The organism is Verrucosispora sp. NA02020, assembly GCF_013364215.1.
Taxonomy (GTDB): domain Bacteria; phylum Actinomycetota; class Actinomycetes; order Mycobacteriales; family Micromonosporaceae; genus Micromonospora.
On sequence record NZ_CP054923.1, the window covers coordinates 6,175,131 to 6,191,028 of the forward strand.

A 15,898-nucleotide genomic window follows, 5' to 3' on the forward strand; every position below is an offset into this window, starting at 1 on the left:
TTACATCGGTGCCGACGGTGCCGGCACCACCGACGTGATCACTTCAGGCGGTACGCCTGGATGATCCGCTGGGTCACCGTGTTGCCGCCGCTGTCCCGGGCGGCGGCCCGCAGGGACACGTGGCCGGTGCCCTTCGGATGCTGCACGGTGGCCTTCCAGCCGCTGCCGGCCTTCTTCACCCGGGCCCGCTGCCAGGTCCGGCCACCGTCGTAGGAGACCTCGACGGTCACCGAGGTGGTCCGCGCCGACGGCGCACCGGGCTGCCGCTGCACCTGGACCGGGATCACGAAGGACCGGCCGGCCGGGGCGGTGTGCGCCCCGTCGAGCCGAGGCGTGAACCTGATCGCCGAGGCGGGCAACGCCACCGGATCGTCGCCCCGGACGTGCCGGGACCGGAAGGTCCAGGCGGCGGCGACCTCCGTGCTCAGGTCGGTGAAGCTGCGCTTCACTGAGGTCTCCATCCGGTACGTCGCCGTCCCGGCCGGCACCTCGAAGTCACCCCAGCCGTTGTCCGGGCTCTCGCCGACCAGCTTGCCGTTGCGGTAGAGCGCGGTACGCGAGGTGTCCGCCACCGAAGCCCCGTGGTGCCCCGCGGCGTCCCCGTGCAGCGGCACCGCCAGGCTGATCACGTCACCCCGCCGGGTGAGCCCCTCCCCCGGCCACTGCGGCACCGCGAACGACGGCCCGTAGGGAGCGCTGTTCCAGGTGTCCTGGTACTTCTTCCCCGCCCGGTAGGCCGTCGGGTCCGAGAAGAGGAAGGCCACCCCGACCGGCCACCCGTCGTCGGACGGTACGCCGAAGGTCAGGTCACCGTTCCAGCGGATGCCCTTGGTGTTGTAGTACTCGACCCGGCTGCCGGGGGCCTCGGTGGGCAGGATGATCGCCCAGCCGCCGACGTTCACCTCGTGGACCGGATAGACGGCCCGTTCGGCGACGGTGTCCGGGTACCCGCTGCGGAACTTCTGCGTGACGGTGGCCAGGTCACCCTTGCGGTAGTTCCGGATCAGCCCGGTCGGCATCCGACCCGGGACGCTCTCCGCCAGGGCATAGAGGTAGGAGCTGCTCTCCGCCTCCACGTCGGCCCACTGACTGCCCACCGTGCCGAGGAACCTCTTCGGCGAGACGGGGCGGCCGAGCTGCCCGGTGCTGATGCCGGTGAAGTCGAAGGCGAGCAGGCCGTAGCTGGCGCCGCCGTCGTCCAGGAGGAAGTTCGCGCTGATGTCCACCAGGGCCGGAGTCGCCGACCGTTGCGGCACGGTCATCCGCACCGGCTTCGCCCGGCGGGCGTCGACGGTGACCGTGGTGTCCCTCGTGACGGCCAGCTCCGGCCGGACGAGGAACGCGGACTCCTCGGTCTCCATGTCGAACAGGTAGCTGTTCAACCCGTACCGGCCCTTGGGCACGCGGACCTCGGCGGTGCCCGACGGGTCGTACGCGAAGTAGTCGACGAAGTCGTCCAGGCCCAGCAGTGAGGTGCTGTAGTCCTCCGTCGGCGTACCGTCGGACCCGAGGTGCCGCACCGTCACGGTGTAGCTCTCCACCTCCTTGTGGACCGCCAACGGGGTGAGGGCCACGGTGTCGCCGGCACGGGCCACGATCCGGCCGGTGTAGTGACCGTCCGGGCCGTCCACGCTGGTGTCGGTCGTGACGGTGGCGGACGCCGTGCCGCCTGCGGGCACCACGACGCTGCTCGTGCCCAGCGTGAACATGCCGGCCGGTGCGGGCGTCCCGTCCGGGCCGGTGACGTCGAGGACGAGGTCCAGGGTGAGCGCGGTGCTCCCGGTGTTGTGCCAGTTCACCTCGCGGGTGATCGGCTCGTCGTCGGCGTGCGGCCAGAGGGTGCGGCCGAACGAGACGCTCGCCGGCTCACTGGTCACCTGCTGGGTGATCGCCCTCGCCACGTCGACCCGTCCGGCGCCCTGCTGATAGGCGGTCAGCTCCGGATGGGGCGCGGCGGAGGACATCAGGGTGGCCTTGAGCTGGGCTGCCGTGGCGTCGCCGCGCTGCTGGGCGAGCAGTGCCGCCGCACCGGCGACGTGCGGCGCGGACATCGAGGTGCCGGAGAGCGACACGTACTGTTCGCCGACCGGATCGCCGAGCAGCGTGCCCTCGCCCCGGGCGGCGACGATGTCCACTCCCGGCGCGGTGATGTCCGGCTTCAGCGCGTCGTCGCCGACTCGCGGACCCTGGCTGGAGAAGAAGGCGAGGTCGTCGTCCCGGTCGACGGCCCCGACGGCGAGTGCGGAGTCCGCGCTGGCGGGTGAACCGACCGAACCGGCCCGGCCGCTGTTGCCGGCCGAGATCACGAAGAGCGCCCCGGTCTGCGCGGTCAGCGTGTCGACCGCCAGCTCCAACGGGTCGACCTGCGGGCTGTCCGTCCCGCCCAGGCTCAGGTTGATCACGTCGGCCTGCTGGTCGACGGCGGCCCACTGCATCCCGGCCAGGATGGCGGAGTCGGGGCAGCCGTACTCCTCGCAGACCTTGCCGTCGAGCAGCGTCGCGTCCGGGGCGACCCCTCGGTTCCGGCCGTCGGATGCGGCGCCGCTGCCGGCGATGATCGACGCGACGTGGGTCCCGTGGCCGACGATGTCGCCGGGGTTCTCCTCCTCGGTGAAGTTCTCCGCCGCGCCGACCCGCCCGACCAGGTCGGGGTGCGCGGCGTCGACGCCGGTGTCCAGCACCGCCACCCGTACGCCCCGACCGGTGAAGCCGGCCTGGTGGGCGGCGGGCGCGCCGATCTGCGGCACGCTGTGCTCCAGAGTCAGGTGTCGCCTGCCGTCGAGCCAGAGCCGCTCGACACCCCCCGCCGCGTCGATCCGCGCACTGCCACCGGCCAGGGCGGCCCAGAGCCGATTCGACTCCTGCTTGTCCAGGGTGGCCGCGACGCCGCCGATGGCGGCCAGGTCACGGGTGACGGTCACCCCGTCGGGCACCCCGGTCCGCCGCGCGGCGCCCTCCGGGTACGTCATCAGCAGCGGCAGGTCGCTGCGGTGGCGGTCGTCGTAGCCGGCGGCGATCAACCCGGTCACGTCGAAGAGACGCCGGTCGACGCGGCCCGCCTGGATCAGTGGCAGGGCGTCCTGCGGCACCACCCAGAGGTGGTCCTGCCGGCGTTGGGTGAGGAAGCGGATTCCCGAGCGGCCCTCGGCCGGGCGCACGCTCGCCGCACCGGAGGGGCTCACCGTGACGCGGTCACCGGTGATCAGGGTGACGGTCGTGTTCCCGGCCGACGCCGCACGGGCGGCGGGCGACGGGGTGGACCCCGGTGCGGCGGTGGGGGACGGACCGGCGGTGGCCGTGCCCGGTGCGCCGAGCACGAGGCCCAGCACCAGCCCGATGGCGGTCAGTCTGCTTTTGCGAGGCAACCGAACCCTCCTTCTGGAGTGTCTTATCGATGTGAGTCACATCGACACCTGCCAGGATTGCATACCGAGTATGCACAAAGGAGTCAAGAATTCGACGAAGTCGATACCAGCGCGTCGCGGATGACGGCATGATCGTGCGGGTGGCATCCATGAAGGAACGCATGCTGGCCGGAGAGCCGTACCTCGCCGAGGGGCCGGAGATCCTCGCCGACCTCCAACGCGCCGCCCGACTGATGGAACGCGTCAACACCAGCCCCGCCGACGACCCCGACGCCCGGCTCGCCGCACTGCGGGAACTGCTCGGCGAACTCGGCGAGGACACCTGGATCCGCCCGCCGTTCTACTGCGACTACGGCTACCACATCCGGATCGGGCCACGCAGCTTCGTGAACTTCAACGCGGTCTTCCTCGACGTCGCACCGATCACGATCGGCGCGGACGTGCAGGTCGGCCCGAACGTACAACTGCTCACCCCGACCCACCCGGTGGACCCGGAGCAGCGCCGGGCGAAGTGGGAGGCGGCCAAGCCGATCACCATCGGCGACAACGTCTGGCTGGGCGGCGGGGCGATCGTCCTGGCCGGTGTCACCGTCGGGGAGAACACGGTGGTCGGCGCGGGTGCCGTGGTAACCAAGGACCTGCCCGCCAACGTCGTCGCCGTCGGCAACCCGGCCCGCCCGGTCCGCCAACTGGACCAATAACCCGCGCACACTCGGTCACCGTCCGGACCGGACCAATCTCCGCGAAAAACGTTCCTACCTGCGAAAACATCCTCGCGGTGGATGGCACTCCCTCCACAGTTCAGGCACTCTGGGTTACAGAGTCGTCACCGGGAGGCGTGCCATGAGCGGTCGGATCCTCGAACTGCGCGTACACGGCGTGTCGAACACGCCGCCGGCCGAGACCTTGGGTGTGCCCACCGAACCGGGCACCGAGCCCGCTCCGCCGCGACTGGTCGCCGGAGGACCGGTCACCGGCTTCTACCGCTCCCCCGGCACCTCGACGGGCGACCCGATCGTGGTCGAGGCGTACAGCTGGGGGCAGTTGACCTCGGGCGCGCGGACCGCGCGCGACGTGGAGCGGGCCCTGTGGACGCTGCTGCTGCCCTTCACCCTGGCCAACGTGGCGCTGCACGCCCGGCCCGGCATCCCGGCCGACCCGACCAGCGAACGGTTCGCCAGCCGGTCCGGGATCACCGCCTGGCTGATCCGACTGTTCTGCCTGACGCTGACGGCCACACCCGTGCTGGCGCTCACCGGCGTCGGCGTCGACCTCATCGGCTGGCAGTGCGTCGACGACAGTTGCCTGGGCCGGATCCCGGGGCCCTGGCAGTTCCTCGCCGACCCCTGGTGGCAGCGGGGCAGCCGCGCGCTCGCGGTCGGACTGCTCGTGCCGCTCGCCCTGATCGTGGTGCTCGGCCTGGTCGCCTGGCGGACCTACCAGTACGAGGCGGTGATGCCCGCCGACCCGACCGATCCGCCGGTCCGCCAGCCACCCGGACCAGCCGACGCCGACCTGCCCGACGGCCAGCCGGAACAGGAGCCGCCGTCGCCGCCCGAGCCACCCCGGGGCCCGCTCGCCAACCCACTCGAAGATCCCACCTTCTGGTGGGGCGAGGGGCAGCTCCGCCGCGCCGCCGTCCTGCACCTCTGCACCGGTACGGTGGCCGCCGTCGCCGTCCCGCTCGGTACCACCCTCGCCCTGCACCCACCGCACGGAGCCCGGGCGGTCATCGCCTGGCCCACCGTGGCGTTGCTCGTCGCGGTCGTCGTGATCACGGTGGTGGCGATCGGCCGGCCGTTCCTGACCCGGCGCGACGGGGCGACGCCACTCGGCCCGTGGAGCGTCACCGTCATCGTCCTCACCGGCCTCGGGCTGGTCGGCACCGTCCTGGTGCTGATGCTGCCGGACAGCGCGGGCGGTGCGGCACAGCTGGCCACCCTCCGCCCACCCGCCGGCTGCGGCGACGCGTCGTCACTGCCGGGCTGCCAGGAGGACCGGTCCCTGCCCGGCTTCGACCGGGTCCTCGCCTGGCTCGGCACCGGCCAACTGCTGCTACTCATCGCGATCGGCGCGACCGCCCGCTCCGGGCGGCGCGGCGGTGCCACACCGGCCGCCGCCACGGTGCTGATCACCGTCGGCGCCGCCTGGTGCCAGGGCTGGTTGCCGTTCCTGCCGCCGGCACCGCTCGCGGTGTGGCAGGTCGTCCCGGCACTGCTGCTCCTCGCCGCAGCCGGCCTCCTGATGCCGCGTACCCGACCCAGCGACGTGACCCAGCCCCTCGGGCCCTACACGGACCTGGCCTGGCGTGGTCGCGGCCCGGCCGTCATCGCCGGATTCGGGTGGCTGCTCTGCCTCGCGTACAGCACCGGCCTGCTCTACTGGGTCAGCGACCTGCTCAACCGGGACGCCACCGACAGCGGACGTCCCCCGGTGGTGCCGCCGGTCCCGGTGACCTGGTCCGGTCTGGTCTTCGGCATGGCACTGCTGCTGCTCGCCCTGGTCGCGATCCGTGCCGTCGTGCTGTTCCGCCGACTGCGCCGGCAGGAGTACGCCGAGCTGCGGGCAGAAGGCGGTCTCTCCGCGCACGACCTGCGCCGCGCCCGGGACGTCAGCACCCACCAGGCCCTGCACCGCCTGGTCGGCGAACACGCACTACGCCTGATCGGCTGGTACGCGGGCACCGCGGGGACACTCGCCGCGCTCGGCTGCATGGTCGTGCTCTCCCCCGCCCGCCCGCACGATCTCACCTCGGGCACCACCGGCACCGTCATCGGGGTCGTCGCCGACGTCGGTGACCGGCTGCTCGGGTGGCTGCCTCTGGCGATCGCCGCGATCGGTCTGCTGGTCTACCGCAACGACACGGTCCGGCGGTCGGTCGGCGTGGTCTGGGACGTCGGCACGTTCTGGCCGCGCGCCGCGCACCCGCTCGCCCCACCGAGCTACGCCGAACGGGCCGTGCCGGAACTGCTCACCCGCACCGCCGGGCTGCTCGCCCTGACCGAACACGATCCCCGCCGGGTGGACGGCATCATCCTCTCCGGACACAGCCAGGGCACCGTCATCTGCACCGCCGTCATCCTCCAGATCCCGCAACGCTGGCGGCAACGGATCTGGTTCTTCTCCTACGGGTGCCAGCTCACCCGGCTCTACGGCCGGATCTTCCCGGCGTACTTCGGCCCGGACCGGCTGCCGGTGCTGACCCGGGCACTGACCCGCCCCTCGGCCGGGACCCGGTGGACGAACTTCTGGCGGGACACCGACCCGCTCGGGTGGCCGGTCACCGCCGGGGAACGCGACATCGCGGTCACCGACCCGGAGGCACTGCACCCGAGCGACGGCGAGGTGGCCGACCCGCCGATCCGGAGCCACAGCGGATACCCGGAGGCGGTCGAGTTCCAGCGGGAACGTTCCCGGGTGGCGTGGATGCTGCGTCGGGCCGTGCCGTCACCCCGGCGGGGCGTCGGCTAGCCGGACCACCAGGTCGGCCCGGACGGCGGTCTCGGCCACGAGCGCGGCGTTGACCTCGTCGCTGCCCAGCGCCCAGGCGCGTGCCTCCTCGGCCGACCGGCCGTACCCGACGTGCCGGGCCACGAGCCGACGCCGTCGCAGGTCGCCGTCGAGATCCAGGAACCACGCCTCGTGCAGCAACGCCCGCATCTCGTCCCACGGCCAGTCCGGCACGAGCAGGTAGTTGCCCTCGGTCACCACCAGCCGGACCTCCGGCGGCACCTCGATCGCGCCCGCGATCGGTTCCTCCAGCTCCCGGCGGAACTCCGGCGCCCAGACCGACGTCGGCTCCTTGCGCCGCAGGCGGCGCATCAGCGAGACGTACCCGTTGGCGTCGAAGGTGTCGATCGACCCCTTGCGGGCGGCACGGCCCAGCCGGTGCAACTCGGCCTGGGCCAGGTGGAAACCGTCCATCGGCACCAGCCGGGCGGACGCACCGATCGCCGCGACCACCTCGGCGGCCAGCGTGGACTTGCCCGCACCGGGTGCGCCGGTGATGCCGAGCAGTTGCCGGGGACCCGCGTCGGCCAGGGCGCGGGCCCGCCGCACCAACTCGTCGACGGGCAGCACCCGGGCCTCGGTCATCAGGACAGGACCGGCCGGGTGATCGCGAACCGGGCCCGCACCGCCGCGTGAACCGACTGTGGTTGCGGATCGAGCTCCAACTCCGGCACGGCGGTCGACTCGACCCCACCGGCGTCGAACGACATCCGGGCCATCATCGGCTGCCCGCCGCCCTCGTCGGCGAGCTCGATCAGGTCGGTGACCCGCGCGTCGAGCGCCTCGGCGTACTCGCGGGCGCGCAGCAGGGCATCGGCGATCGCGGCATGCCGGGCCTCCCGGTAGGCCGGGCTGTCCGGCCGCAGCGACCACCATGGCCCGGCGACCGCCACCTGGTCCTGGTCGGCCAGCCGCAGCATCAGTTCGCCGAGCGCGGTGAAGTCGCTGACCGTCACCGTGGTCACCACCGAGCCGTGCCAGGCCACCACCCGCTCGCCGGACCGTCGTGTCTCGGGCCGCACCCGCAGGTCGCCGGTCTCGCGGCGGTCGATCGTCGGCCCGTACGAGTCGAGTAGCACCCGGATCGCGGCGGCCCGCTCGGCCAGCCGGGTCAGCGTGGGCTCGCGCTCCCGGTCGCGCGCGAGCGCAGTCACCGCGAACCGGGCCTCCTCCGGAGCGACTTCCCGGTACGCCTCACCGCGTACGGTCACCACCGGTCCGTCCACCATGCCCTCACCCTAGCGGCGGCTCACGTACCGCGCCCACCGATGCGTCCCGCCCGACGGATCAGCCGGCCTGCGGGAGCTGCGCAGTGTACGAGACCACCTCGTCGAGGACCCGGCACCCGCTGAGGTGACCGCCCGCCGCGCCCAGCCCGGTCAGCCAGGCGACCTCGGCGGTGGCCTCACCGTCGACCGGGAACGGGCGGACCGTCGGTTGGTACGGCCGTCCGGCGAGGGCGACCCGGGCGGCACCCGCCTCGGCGTACCGGGCGGTGAGCGCGTCACCGTCACCGGCTCGCAGCGCCTCGGTCAGCTCGTCGAGGTAGGCGGTGACCTCGGCCAGGGCGGCCAGCACCTGCTCACGGTTGCCGCGCAGCATGTTCGCGGTGCGCGGGGCCGGGGTGCCGGCGACCCGGGTGCCGTCGCGGAAGCTGCCGGCGGCCAGCGTCAGCACGGCGTCGCGCAGCGGCGAGCGCTGGGCGGCACCGGCCAGGGCACCGGCGAGCAGGTGCGGCACGTGCGAGGAGAGCGCGACCACGGCGTCGTGCCGGTCCGCCGCCATCGGCACCACCCGGGCCCCGATCACCTCGGTGACCAGGGCGGCCAGCCGGCGGAACGCGCCCAGCCCGTCCGGCGCGGGACAGAGCACCCAGGCGGCGCCCGCGAACAGCTCGGGCCGGGCCGCACCGAGACCGGCCCGGTCGGTGCCGGCCATCGGATGACCGGGCACGAAGCGGTGGGTCAGGCCCCGGGTCGCGGCGAATGCGGCCAGCTCGGCCTTGGTGCTGCCGACGTCGGTGAGCAGGCAGTCCGGCTCGGTCGCCGCGGCCACCTCGACCAGGGTCTCCGGCAGGGTCGGCAGCGGCCCGCCGAGGAACACCACGTCCCGGCCGGCCACCGCGTCGGTCAGCCGCTCGGAGGTGGGTACGCCGGCCAGCCGGGCCTGGCGGCGGGTCGCGTCGTCCGGGTCCCAGCCCGTCACGTCCAGCCCGGCGGCGTGCAGCCGGAGCAGCACCGACCCGCCGATCAGGCCGGTGCCGACCACCGCCGCGCGCATCAGGGGCCGGCGAGGCGGGCGGCGACGGCGGCGACCCGCTCGTCGGACTCGGTCAGCGCCACCCGGACGTACTGCCCGGCGGTGGGCCCGTAGAAGACACCGGCGGCGACCAGGATGCCGCGCCGGGCCAGCCAGTCGACCGTGTCCCAGCAGTCCTCGCCCCGGGTCAGCCAGAGGTAGAGCCCCGCCTCGGAGTGCTCGACGGTGAACCCGGCCCCGGTGAACGCGGCCCGCAGGGCCTCCCGGCGCGCCCGGTAACGCTCCCGCTGCGCGGTGGCGTGCTCCTCGTCGTGCAGCGCCGCCACCATCGCCGACTGCACCGGCTTGGGCACGATCATCCCCGCGTGCTTGCGGATCTTGAGCAGCTCGGCCACCAGTGCCGGGTCGCCGGCCACGAAACCCGCCCGGTACCCGGCGAGGTTGGACCGCTTGGAGAGCGAGTGCACGGCCAGCACCGAGTCGTACGAGCCGCCGCAGACCTCCGGCGAGAGCACCGAGACCGGCTCGGCGTCCCAGCCCAGCGGCAGGTAACACTCGTCGCTGGCGACCACGGCGCCACGCTCCCGGGCCCAGTCCACCACCTTGCGCAGGTGGGCGGCGGGCAGCACCCGGCCGGTCGGGTTGCCCGGCGAGTTGACCCAGACCAGGCGTACCCGGGAGGTCGGACCGACCGCGGTCAGCGAGTCGGCGCGGACCGTGGTGGCCCCGGCCAGCCGGACCCCGTCCTCGTAGGTGGGGTAGGCCACCGACGGCACCACCACGACGTCACCCGGCCCCAGCCCCAGCAGGGTCGGCAACCAGGCGACCAGCTCCTTCGACCCGATCGTCGGCAGCACCCCGAGCCCGTCGACGCCCGCCCCGCAGGACCGGGCCACCCAGGCCGTGATCGCCGCACGCAGGTCCGGGGTACCGGCGGTGAGCGGGTACCCCGGTGCGTCCGACGCCTCGGCCAGCGCACGCCGGATCACCTCGGGCACCGGATCGACCGGCGTGCCCATGGAGAGGTTGATCAGGCCGTCCGGATGCGCCGCGGCCAGGGTCGCCGCGGCGTCCAGCGTGTCCCAGGTGAACTCGGGCAGCCGCGACGAGACCGGCGCGGGGGCGTTCAGTGCCCCTCGCCGCGCGGCGGCTGCGCGGCGACGAAGGTGGCGTCCTTCTCCACCTTGCCGACCTTTGAGGCACCCCCGGGCGAGCCCAGGTCCTCGAAGAACTCGTAGTTTGCGCCGGTGTAGTCCTTCCACTGCTCGGGGACGTCGTCCTCGTAGAAGATCGCCTCGACCGGGCACACAGGCTCACAGGCACCACAGTCGACGCACTCGTCGGGGTGGATGTAGAGCATCCGGTTGCCCTCGTAAATGCAGTCGACCGGGCATTCCTCGATGCATGCCTTGTCGAGCACATCCACGCACGGCTCGGCGATGATGTAGGTCACCGGTCTTCTCCTCCGCAAGACTCGTCGCGATCACACGCGACGGTAAGAGCCTAGTATCTCGCCGGGGAGGAGGTCGATCGTGCTCCGAGAGCAGGATGTGGGACACCGGATCGTGGTCCGGCGGATCGTGGGCTCACGCGCCGGTCGGCCGGTGTTCACCGACGCCCTCGGCGAGCTGGTCGAGCTGACCGAGACCCACCTCACGATGACCACCCGGCAGGGTCGGCTGCGCGTACCGATCGCCGAGGTGCACCGCGCCAAACGGGTCCCGCCGACCCGCCGGCCCACCGCCGACGCCGTGGTCGAGCTGGAACTCGCCGCCGACGAGGCGTGGCCGGCGCCCGTCCGGGGTCGGCTCGGCGACTGGCTGCTGCGCTCCGCCGACGGCTGGACCGGCCGCGCCAACTCCGCGCTGCCGGTCGGCGACCCCGACCGGCCGCTGCCGGCCGCACTCGACGCGGTCGAGCGCTGGTACGCCGAACGGGGCCGGCCGGCGATCGTCAACACGCCGTTGCCGCTGGCCGCACCGGTCGGCGCCGAACTCGACCTGCGCGGCTGGGAGAGCCGCCCGCTGGTGCTGGTGCAGACCGTGCCGCTGGCCGCCCTGACCGCACCCGACGGCCGGGTTACCCGCGCGGCCACCGCCGCCGCACCCGCCGTCGAACTGGCCGCCGCGCCGACGGACGACTGGCTCACGGTGGCCGCCGGCCGCAAGGGCGGGCTGCCGGCCGCCGCCCGGCACGTGCTCACCGCCGTCGGACAGGTCCGCTTCGCGCACGCGTACGACGGGGACACGCTGGTCGGGGTCGGCCGGGGCACCGTCACCGGCGCGGGCCGCTGGCTCGGACTGTCCCTGATCGAGGTGCTGCCCGAGGCCCGCCGCCGAGGGGTGGCCGTGGCCGTCATCGGCGCGCTCGCCGAGTGGGCCGGCACGGCCGGCGCCACCGACGTGTTCCTCCAGGTCGAACAGCACAACGTGCCCGCCGTGACGCTCTACCGGACGCTGGGCTTCACCACCCACCACACCTACCGGAGCCGGATCGCCCCGAGCTGACGGCGCGGCCCGTGCCGGGCGTACCCGGTCAGCGACGCACGCTGCGACGCGGCTTGCCCGAGCCGCTCTCGGCGTACTCCTGGAGGCTCTGCGACCGGTGGTCGCGGCCCAGCGTGGTGAGCAGCAGGTAACCCAGGATCGTGCCGACGGTGGTCGCGACGAGGTAGAGCACGACCTGCCAGAAGAAGGTGGCGCTGCCGTCGGCGAACGGGCTCCGGCCCACCAGCAGCGGCCCGACGAACATGGTCAGCGCGAGCGCGATGCCGATCGCGCCGGCCAGCTCGGGGCCCCACTGGGCCACCGGACGCGACTGGCCCCACGAGTAGGCCATCCCGGCCAGGATCAACCCGATCACCGCGAACATCCCGAGGGTCACCCGATCGGCGGCGGCCTCGTCACCGTCGAAGCCGAACCGGATCACCAGTCGGGCGACCACGTTGACCGCGAACAACGCGATCGCGAGCACTCCGATCGCGCGCCACCGCTGCCCCATCGCACGCCTCCCGCCGTACCGCCCGCCCCGGTGGCGGGCCTCCTGGCAGGAATGTCTATCACCCGGGACGGGGTGGCGTCAGTACCGCCTGGACGGCGGGTTCGGCGCGAGGATCGACCGGAACGCCATCACCGCGAAGGTCATCGACCCGGCCACCACCAACGTGAGCCCCACCCAGTTGCCGACCAGCAGCACGTCGCCCTCGGTGGTCCGGTCGGCCGCCGCCACCATGATCACGACCCACGGCAGCGCCGGCAGCACCACCGCCCACCGGGACCCCACCGTCTCCATGGCGAACCAGCTCAGCACGATGTTCGCGAGCACGGCCACCAGCACCGCCGCCCCGATCAGGTATCCACCGACCCGCAGCGGGGCGAGCAGCAACTCCAGCACCGCCGTCACCGCCCCGGCGACCAGGGCGACCACCCCGCCGAGCGCCCGCAGGCCGAGGTCCACGGGTCGCCGCCAGGCCCGCGCGGGCGGTGGCGGCTGGTGTCCGGGCGGGGCGACCGACATCGCGGTGGGCACGGTCACCGGAGACCGGCCGTACCGACCGGTGTGCGATCCGGGTCGTCGGCGGTCTCCAGCCCGGCGAACAGGTCCGACTCCCAGCCGTACGGGCCGCTGCCCGGTCCCTTCGCGCCCACCGCGAGGGTGAAGTACTCCACGCCCATGAACTCGGCGCCGAAGTTGCCGGCGATCGAGTAGAGCCAGGAGGTGGCCGGGATCTGGGTGGCGTGCGCCCGCATCGCCGCCTCCTTCGCGGCGTGCTGCTCGGTCGCGTCGATCCGCGCCGCGATGTCCTTGTCCGGCGTGCAGAAGGGCAGGTCGGTGGCGTTCTCGATGCCGGCGAAGGGGTTGTCCGAGGACTCCTCGAAGTGCGTCATCCCGGCCTCCAGGACGCTCTGCGGCATGGCCGTCCAGTAGACCTTCGCCGGGGCGATCCCCTCGGCGGCGGCCAGCTCGACGGCCCGCATCGCGACCCGGTGCGCCTGGATGTGGTCGGGGTGGCCGTAGAAGCCGTTCCCGTCGTAGGTGATCACCACCTGCGGGCGTACCTCCCGGATCACCTCCAGCAACTGGCCGGCGGCCTCGTCCAGGTCGGCCTGCCAGAAGGCGCGCGGGTGGTCGTTGGTGGCCAGGCCCATCATCCCCGAGTCGCGGTAGCGTCCGGCGCCACCGAGGAAGCGGTGGTCGGTCACGCCGAGCTCGGCGCAGGCGGCGGCCAGCTCGGCGATCCGGAACCCGCCGAGCTGGTCGGCCTCGGCGGCGGCGAGCCCGGCCAGCTCCGGCACGTGGATCTCGCCCTCCTCGCCGAGTGTGCAGGTGACCAGGGTGACGTGGGCCCCGGTGGCGGCGTAGTGCGCCATGGTCGAACCGGTGCCGATGGACTCGTCGTCGGGGTGCGCGTGGACCAGCAACAGGCGGCGGTCGGGCAGCGTCGTCACGAGGGTCACTCTAACCGGCGGTTCTCGCCGATCAGCCCCGACGCGTCCGCTCGGGTCCGGCACATCGCGCTCGGCCGCCGCATACGATCTGGCCTGTGGACTTTCCCGAGCTGGCCGCCCGCACCCGCCGGTTCAGCCACGGGGCGCCGCGCGCCGTCTCCGTGGCCGACGACGGGGCCCGGGTGGTCTTCCTGCGTTCCGCGGGGCCGGAGAACCCGGCCGACGCGCTCTGGCAGCTGGACGTGGCGAGCGGCGAGGAACACCTGGTCGCCGACCCGGTCGCGCTGCTCGGCGAGGACGCCGACCCGGCCGCGCTCAGCCCCGGCGAACGGGCCCGACGGGAGCGGCTGCGGCTCTCCGCCGCCGGCATCGGCGCGTACGCCCTGGACGCCGCCGGCCGGGTGGCGGTGTTCGCACTGGCCGGTCGGCTGTTCCGGGCCGACCTGGTGCACGGCGACGTGATCGAGGTGCCGGCCGCCGGCCCGGTCCTCGATCCCCGGCCGGACCCGACCGGCCAACGGCTCGCGTACGTCACCGACGCCGCCGAGGGGGTACGCCGGGGCGAACTGCGGATCGTCGACGTCGACGGCACCGACACGATCCTGGCCGGCGAGGACTCCGGGGTGCTGTGGGGGCTGGCCGAGCACATCGCGGCGGAGGAGTTCGACCGACACCGTGGCTACTGGTGGGCACCGGACGGCCGGTCGGTGCTGGCCGCCCGGGTCGACGAGTCCCGGCTGCCCCGCTGGCACCTGCACGACCCGTCGCAGCCGGCGAGCCCGCCGGTCAGCGTCGCGTACCCGGTGGCCGGTGGACCCAACGCGGAGGTCAGCCTGCACCTGTTGGACCTCGACGGCGGCTGGGTGGACGTGCACTGGGACCGGGAGACCTACCCGTACCTGACCGCGGTGCACTGGGCCGAGGGTGCTCCGCTGGTCACCGTGCTGCGCCGCGCGCAGCAGCACGGGCTGGTGCTCGCCGTCGACCCGCGCACCGGCGAGACCCAGGTGCACGCCGAACTGGCCGACCCGCGCTGGGTGGAGCCGATCGCCGGTACGCCCGCACACCTGCCGGACGGGCGGGTGCTGGTCGGCGGCGAACTCGCCCACGACGGGTACGACGCGCGGTGCCTCTTCGCCGACGGCACCCTGCTCACCCCGCCCTCGCTCTACGTCCGCCGGGTGGTGGGCCGGCTGGCCACCGGCACCGGGCCGGCGGACCTGCTGGTCGAGGCGAGCGACGGCGAACCGAGCGAGCAGCACCTGTTCCGGGTCCGCACCAGCATCGGCGGCGGCGTCGACGCCCGCCGCCTGACCAGCGACGCGGGATGGCACCACGGTGCGGTCGGCGGGGACGTGCTGGTCGTCGGCGTCGCCTCGCTCGACCACCCGGGTGTGCGGTGGACGGTCCGGCAGGGCGACCGCGAGGTGGCCGTGCTCCGGTCGCTGGCGGCCACGCCCCGCTACTCCCCGCTGCCGCTGCTGGAACGGGTCACCGACCGACGCCTGCCCTCGGCCGTGCTCTACCCGGACAACCACGTCACCGGCCGTCGGCTGCCGGTGCTGCTCGACGTGTACGGCGGGCCGGGGCACCAGGAGGTGGTCGCCACCCGCGCGGCCTGGCTGGAACGGCAGTGGTGGGCCGACGCCGGCTTCGCGGTGGTGGTGGTCGACAACCGGGGTACGCCCGGCATCGCGCCGTCGTTCGAGAAGGCCATCCACCGGCGGCTCGCCGACGTGATCCTGCTCGACCAGGTGGAGGCGCTGACCGCGCTCGCCGACAAGCACCCGGACCTGGACCTGTCCCGGGTCGGGGTACGCGGCTGGTCGTTCGGCGGCTGGCTGGCCGGGCTCGCGGTGCTGCGCCACCCCGAGCTGTTCAAGTGCGGGATCGCCGGCGCGCCGGTGACCGACTGGGCCCTCTACGACACCGCGTACACCGAGCGTTATCTCGGCCTGCCCGACGACGGCCCGGACGTGTACGCCCATCACTCGCTGGTGGAGGCGGCCGCCGAGCCGCCCACCGACCCGGCGCAGGCCCGGCCGCTGCTGCTGGTGCACGGCATGGTGGACGACAACGTGGTGGCCGCGCACACGCTGCGGTTCTCGGCCGCGCTGCTGGCCGCCGGCCGACCGCACTCGGTGCTGCCGCTGACCGGTGCGACGCACATGGCCGCCGGTGGGCTCGCCGAGCGCCTCCTGCGCCTGGAACTCGACTTCCTCCGCACCCACCTGTCCGTGTAAGGAAGGGCACCTTACTAACGCCTCGTGCATAGCAGGGGACCCCTCCTTACATCTCAGGGCCCGGCACGGCACG

At 73.6% G+C, this 15,898-nt stretch carries 13 protein-coding genes; 4 read left to right on the top strand and 9 right to left on the bottom strand.

The features are described 5' to 3' along the window. Nucleotides 1-38: 38 nt before the first annotated feature. On the bottom strand, nucleotides 39-3,365 hold the full coding sequence (locus tag HUT12_RS27535) for a S8 family serine peptidase (RefSeq protein WP_176095171.1): 3,327 nt from the start codon (nucleotides 3,363-3,365) through the stop codon (nucleotides 39-41). Between the two features lie 140 nt (nucleotides 3,366-3,505). On the opposite strand from HUT12_RS27535, the gene HUT12_RS27540 reads away from it, so the two are divergent. Both HUT12_RS27540 and HUT12_RS27545 read left to right on the top strand, forming a co-directional pair. Continuing rightward, nucleotides 3,506-4,066 (top strand): sugar O-acetyltransferase, encoded by a 561-nt coding sequence (locus HUT12_RS27540; RefSeq protein WP_131054901.1) that lies wholly within the window; start codon nucleotides 3,506-3,508, stop codon nucleotides 4,064-4,066. A 142-nt stretch (nucleotides 4,067-4,208) separates the two neighbouring features. After that, nucleotides 4,209-6,836 carry a hypothetical protein gene (locus HUT12_RS27545; protein ID WP_176095172.1) on the top strand — a complete coding sequence of 876 codons (2,628 nt, stop codon included), beginning with the start codon at nucleotides 4,209-4,211 and terminating at the stop codon, nucleotides 6,834-6,836. Here the strand turns inward: HUT12_RS27545 and HUT12_RS27550 are convergent. Genes HUT12_RS27550 through fdxA form a run of 5 tightly spaced genes read right to left on the bottom strand, consistent with a single transcriptional unit; the run spans nucleotide 6,813 to nucleotide 10,587 of the window. Further along, nucleotides 6,813-7,460, bottom strand: a complete 648-nt coding sequence (locus HUT12_RS27550) for a nucleoside/nucleotide kinase family protein (RefSeq protein WP_176095173.1) — start codon at nucleotides 7,458-7,460, stop codon at nucleotides 6,813-6,815. The genes HUT12_RS27545 and HUT12_RS27550 overlap by 24 nt on opposite strands. After that, nucleotides 7,460-8,104 (bottom strand): SIMPL domain-containing protein, encoded by a 645-nt coding sequence (locus HUT12_RS27555; RefSeq protein ID WP_131057043.1) that lies wholly within the window; start codon nucleotides 8,102-8,104, stop codon nucleotides 7,460-7,462. Before HUT12_RS27555 ends, HUT12_RS27550 begins: the two co-directional genes overlap by 1 nt. Nucleotides 8,105-8,162: 58 nt before the next feature. Beyond that, nucleotides 8,163-9,155: a prephenate dehydrogenase/arogenate dehydrogenase family protein gene (locus HUT12_RS27560; RefSeq protein ID WP_176095174.1), complete on the bottom strand. Its 993-nt coding sequence runs from the start codon at nucleotides 9,153-9,155 to the stop codon at nucleotides 8,163-8,165. Continuing rightward, nucleotides 9,155-10,264 (bottom strand): succinyldiaminopimelate transaminase, encoded by a 1,110-nt coding sequence (gene dapC / locus HUT12_RS27565; RefSeq protein ID WP_303393517.1) that lies wholly within the window; start codon nucleotides 10,262-10,264, stop codon nucleotides 9,155-9,157. The genes HUT12_RS27560 and dapC overlap by 1 nt, the downstream gene beginning before the upstream one ends. Next, nucleotides 10,261-10,587 (bottom strand): ferredoxin, encoded by a 327-nt coding sequence (fdxA, locus tag HUT12_RS27570; RefSeq protein ID WP_030490464.1) that lies wholly within the window; start codon nucleotides 10,585-10,587, stop codon nucleotides 10,261-10,263. The genes dapC and fdxA overlap by 4 nt, the downstream gene beginning before the upstream one ends. 79 nt (nucleotides 10,588-10,666) lie before the next feature. Here fdxA and HUT12_RS27575 point away from each other — a divergent pair, with 79 nt between their 5' ends. Beyond that, on the top strand, nucleotides 10,667-11,641 hold the full coding sequence (locus HUT12_RS27575; protein ID WP_176095175.1) for an N-acetyltransferase: 975 nt from the start codon (nucleotides 10,667-10,669) through the stop codon (nucleotides 11,639-11,641). Between the two features lie 28 nt (nucleotides 11,642-11,669). On the opposite strand, the gene HUT12_RS27580 is transcribed toward HUT12_RS27575, so the two are convergent. The 3 genes from HUT12_RS27580 to mshB all read right to left on the bottom strand — a co-directional run bounded on the left by HUT12_RS27580 (nucleotide 11,670) and on the right by mshB (nucleotide 13,591). After that, nucleotides 11,670-12,134 (bottom strand): hypothetical protein, encoded by a 465-nt coding sequence (locus HUT12_RS27580; RefSeq protein ID WP_131056368.1) that lies wholly within the window; start codon nucleotides 12,132-12,134, stop codon nucleotides 11,670-11,672. 78 nt (nucleotides 12,135-12,212) lie between these two features. After that, nucleotides 12,213-12,650: a hypothetical protein gene (locus tag HUT12_RS27585; RefSeq protein WP_131056371.1), complete on the bottom strand. Its 438-nt coding sequence runs from the start codon at nucleotides 12,648-12,650 to the stop codon at nucleotides 12,213-12,215. Between the two features lie 14 nt (nucleotides 12,651-12,664). Continuing rightward, complete coding sequence (gene mshB, locus HUT12_RS27590) at nucleotides 12,665-13,591, bottom strand: N-acetyl-1-D-myo-inositol-2-amino-2-deoxy-alpha-D-glucopyranoside deacetylase (RefSeq protein ID WP_176095176.1); 927 nt, start codon at nucleotides 13,589-13,591, stop codon at nucleotides 12,665-12,667. A gap of 86 nt (nucleotides 13,592-13,677) precedes the next feature. On the opposite strand from mshB, the gene HUT12_RS27595 reads away from it, so the two are divergent. Continuing rightward, nucleotides 13,678-15,825: a prolyl oligopeptidase family serine peptidase gene (locus HUT12_RS27595; protein ID WP_176095177.1), complete on the top strand. Its 2,148-nt coding sequence runs from the start codon at nucleotides 13,678-13,680 to the stop codon at nucleotides 15,823-15,825. The last annotated feature ends 73 nt before the right edge of the window (nucleotides 15,826-15,898 follow it).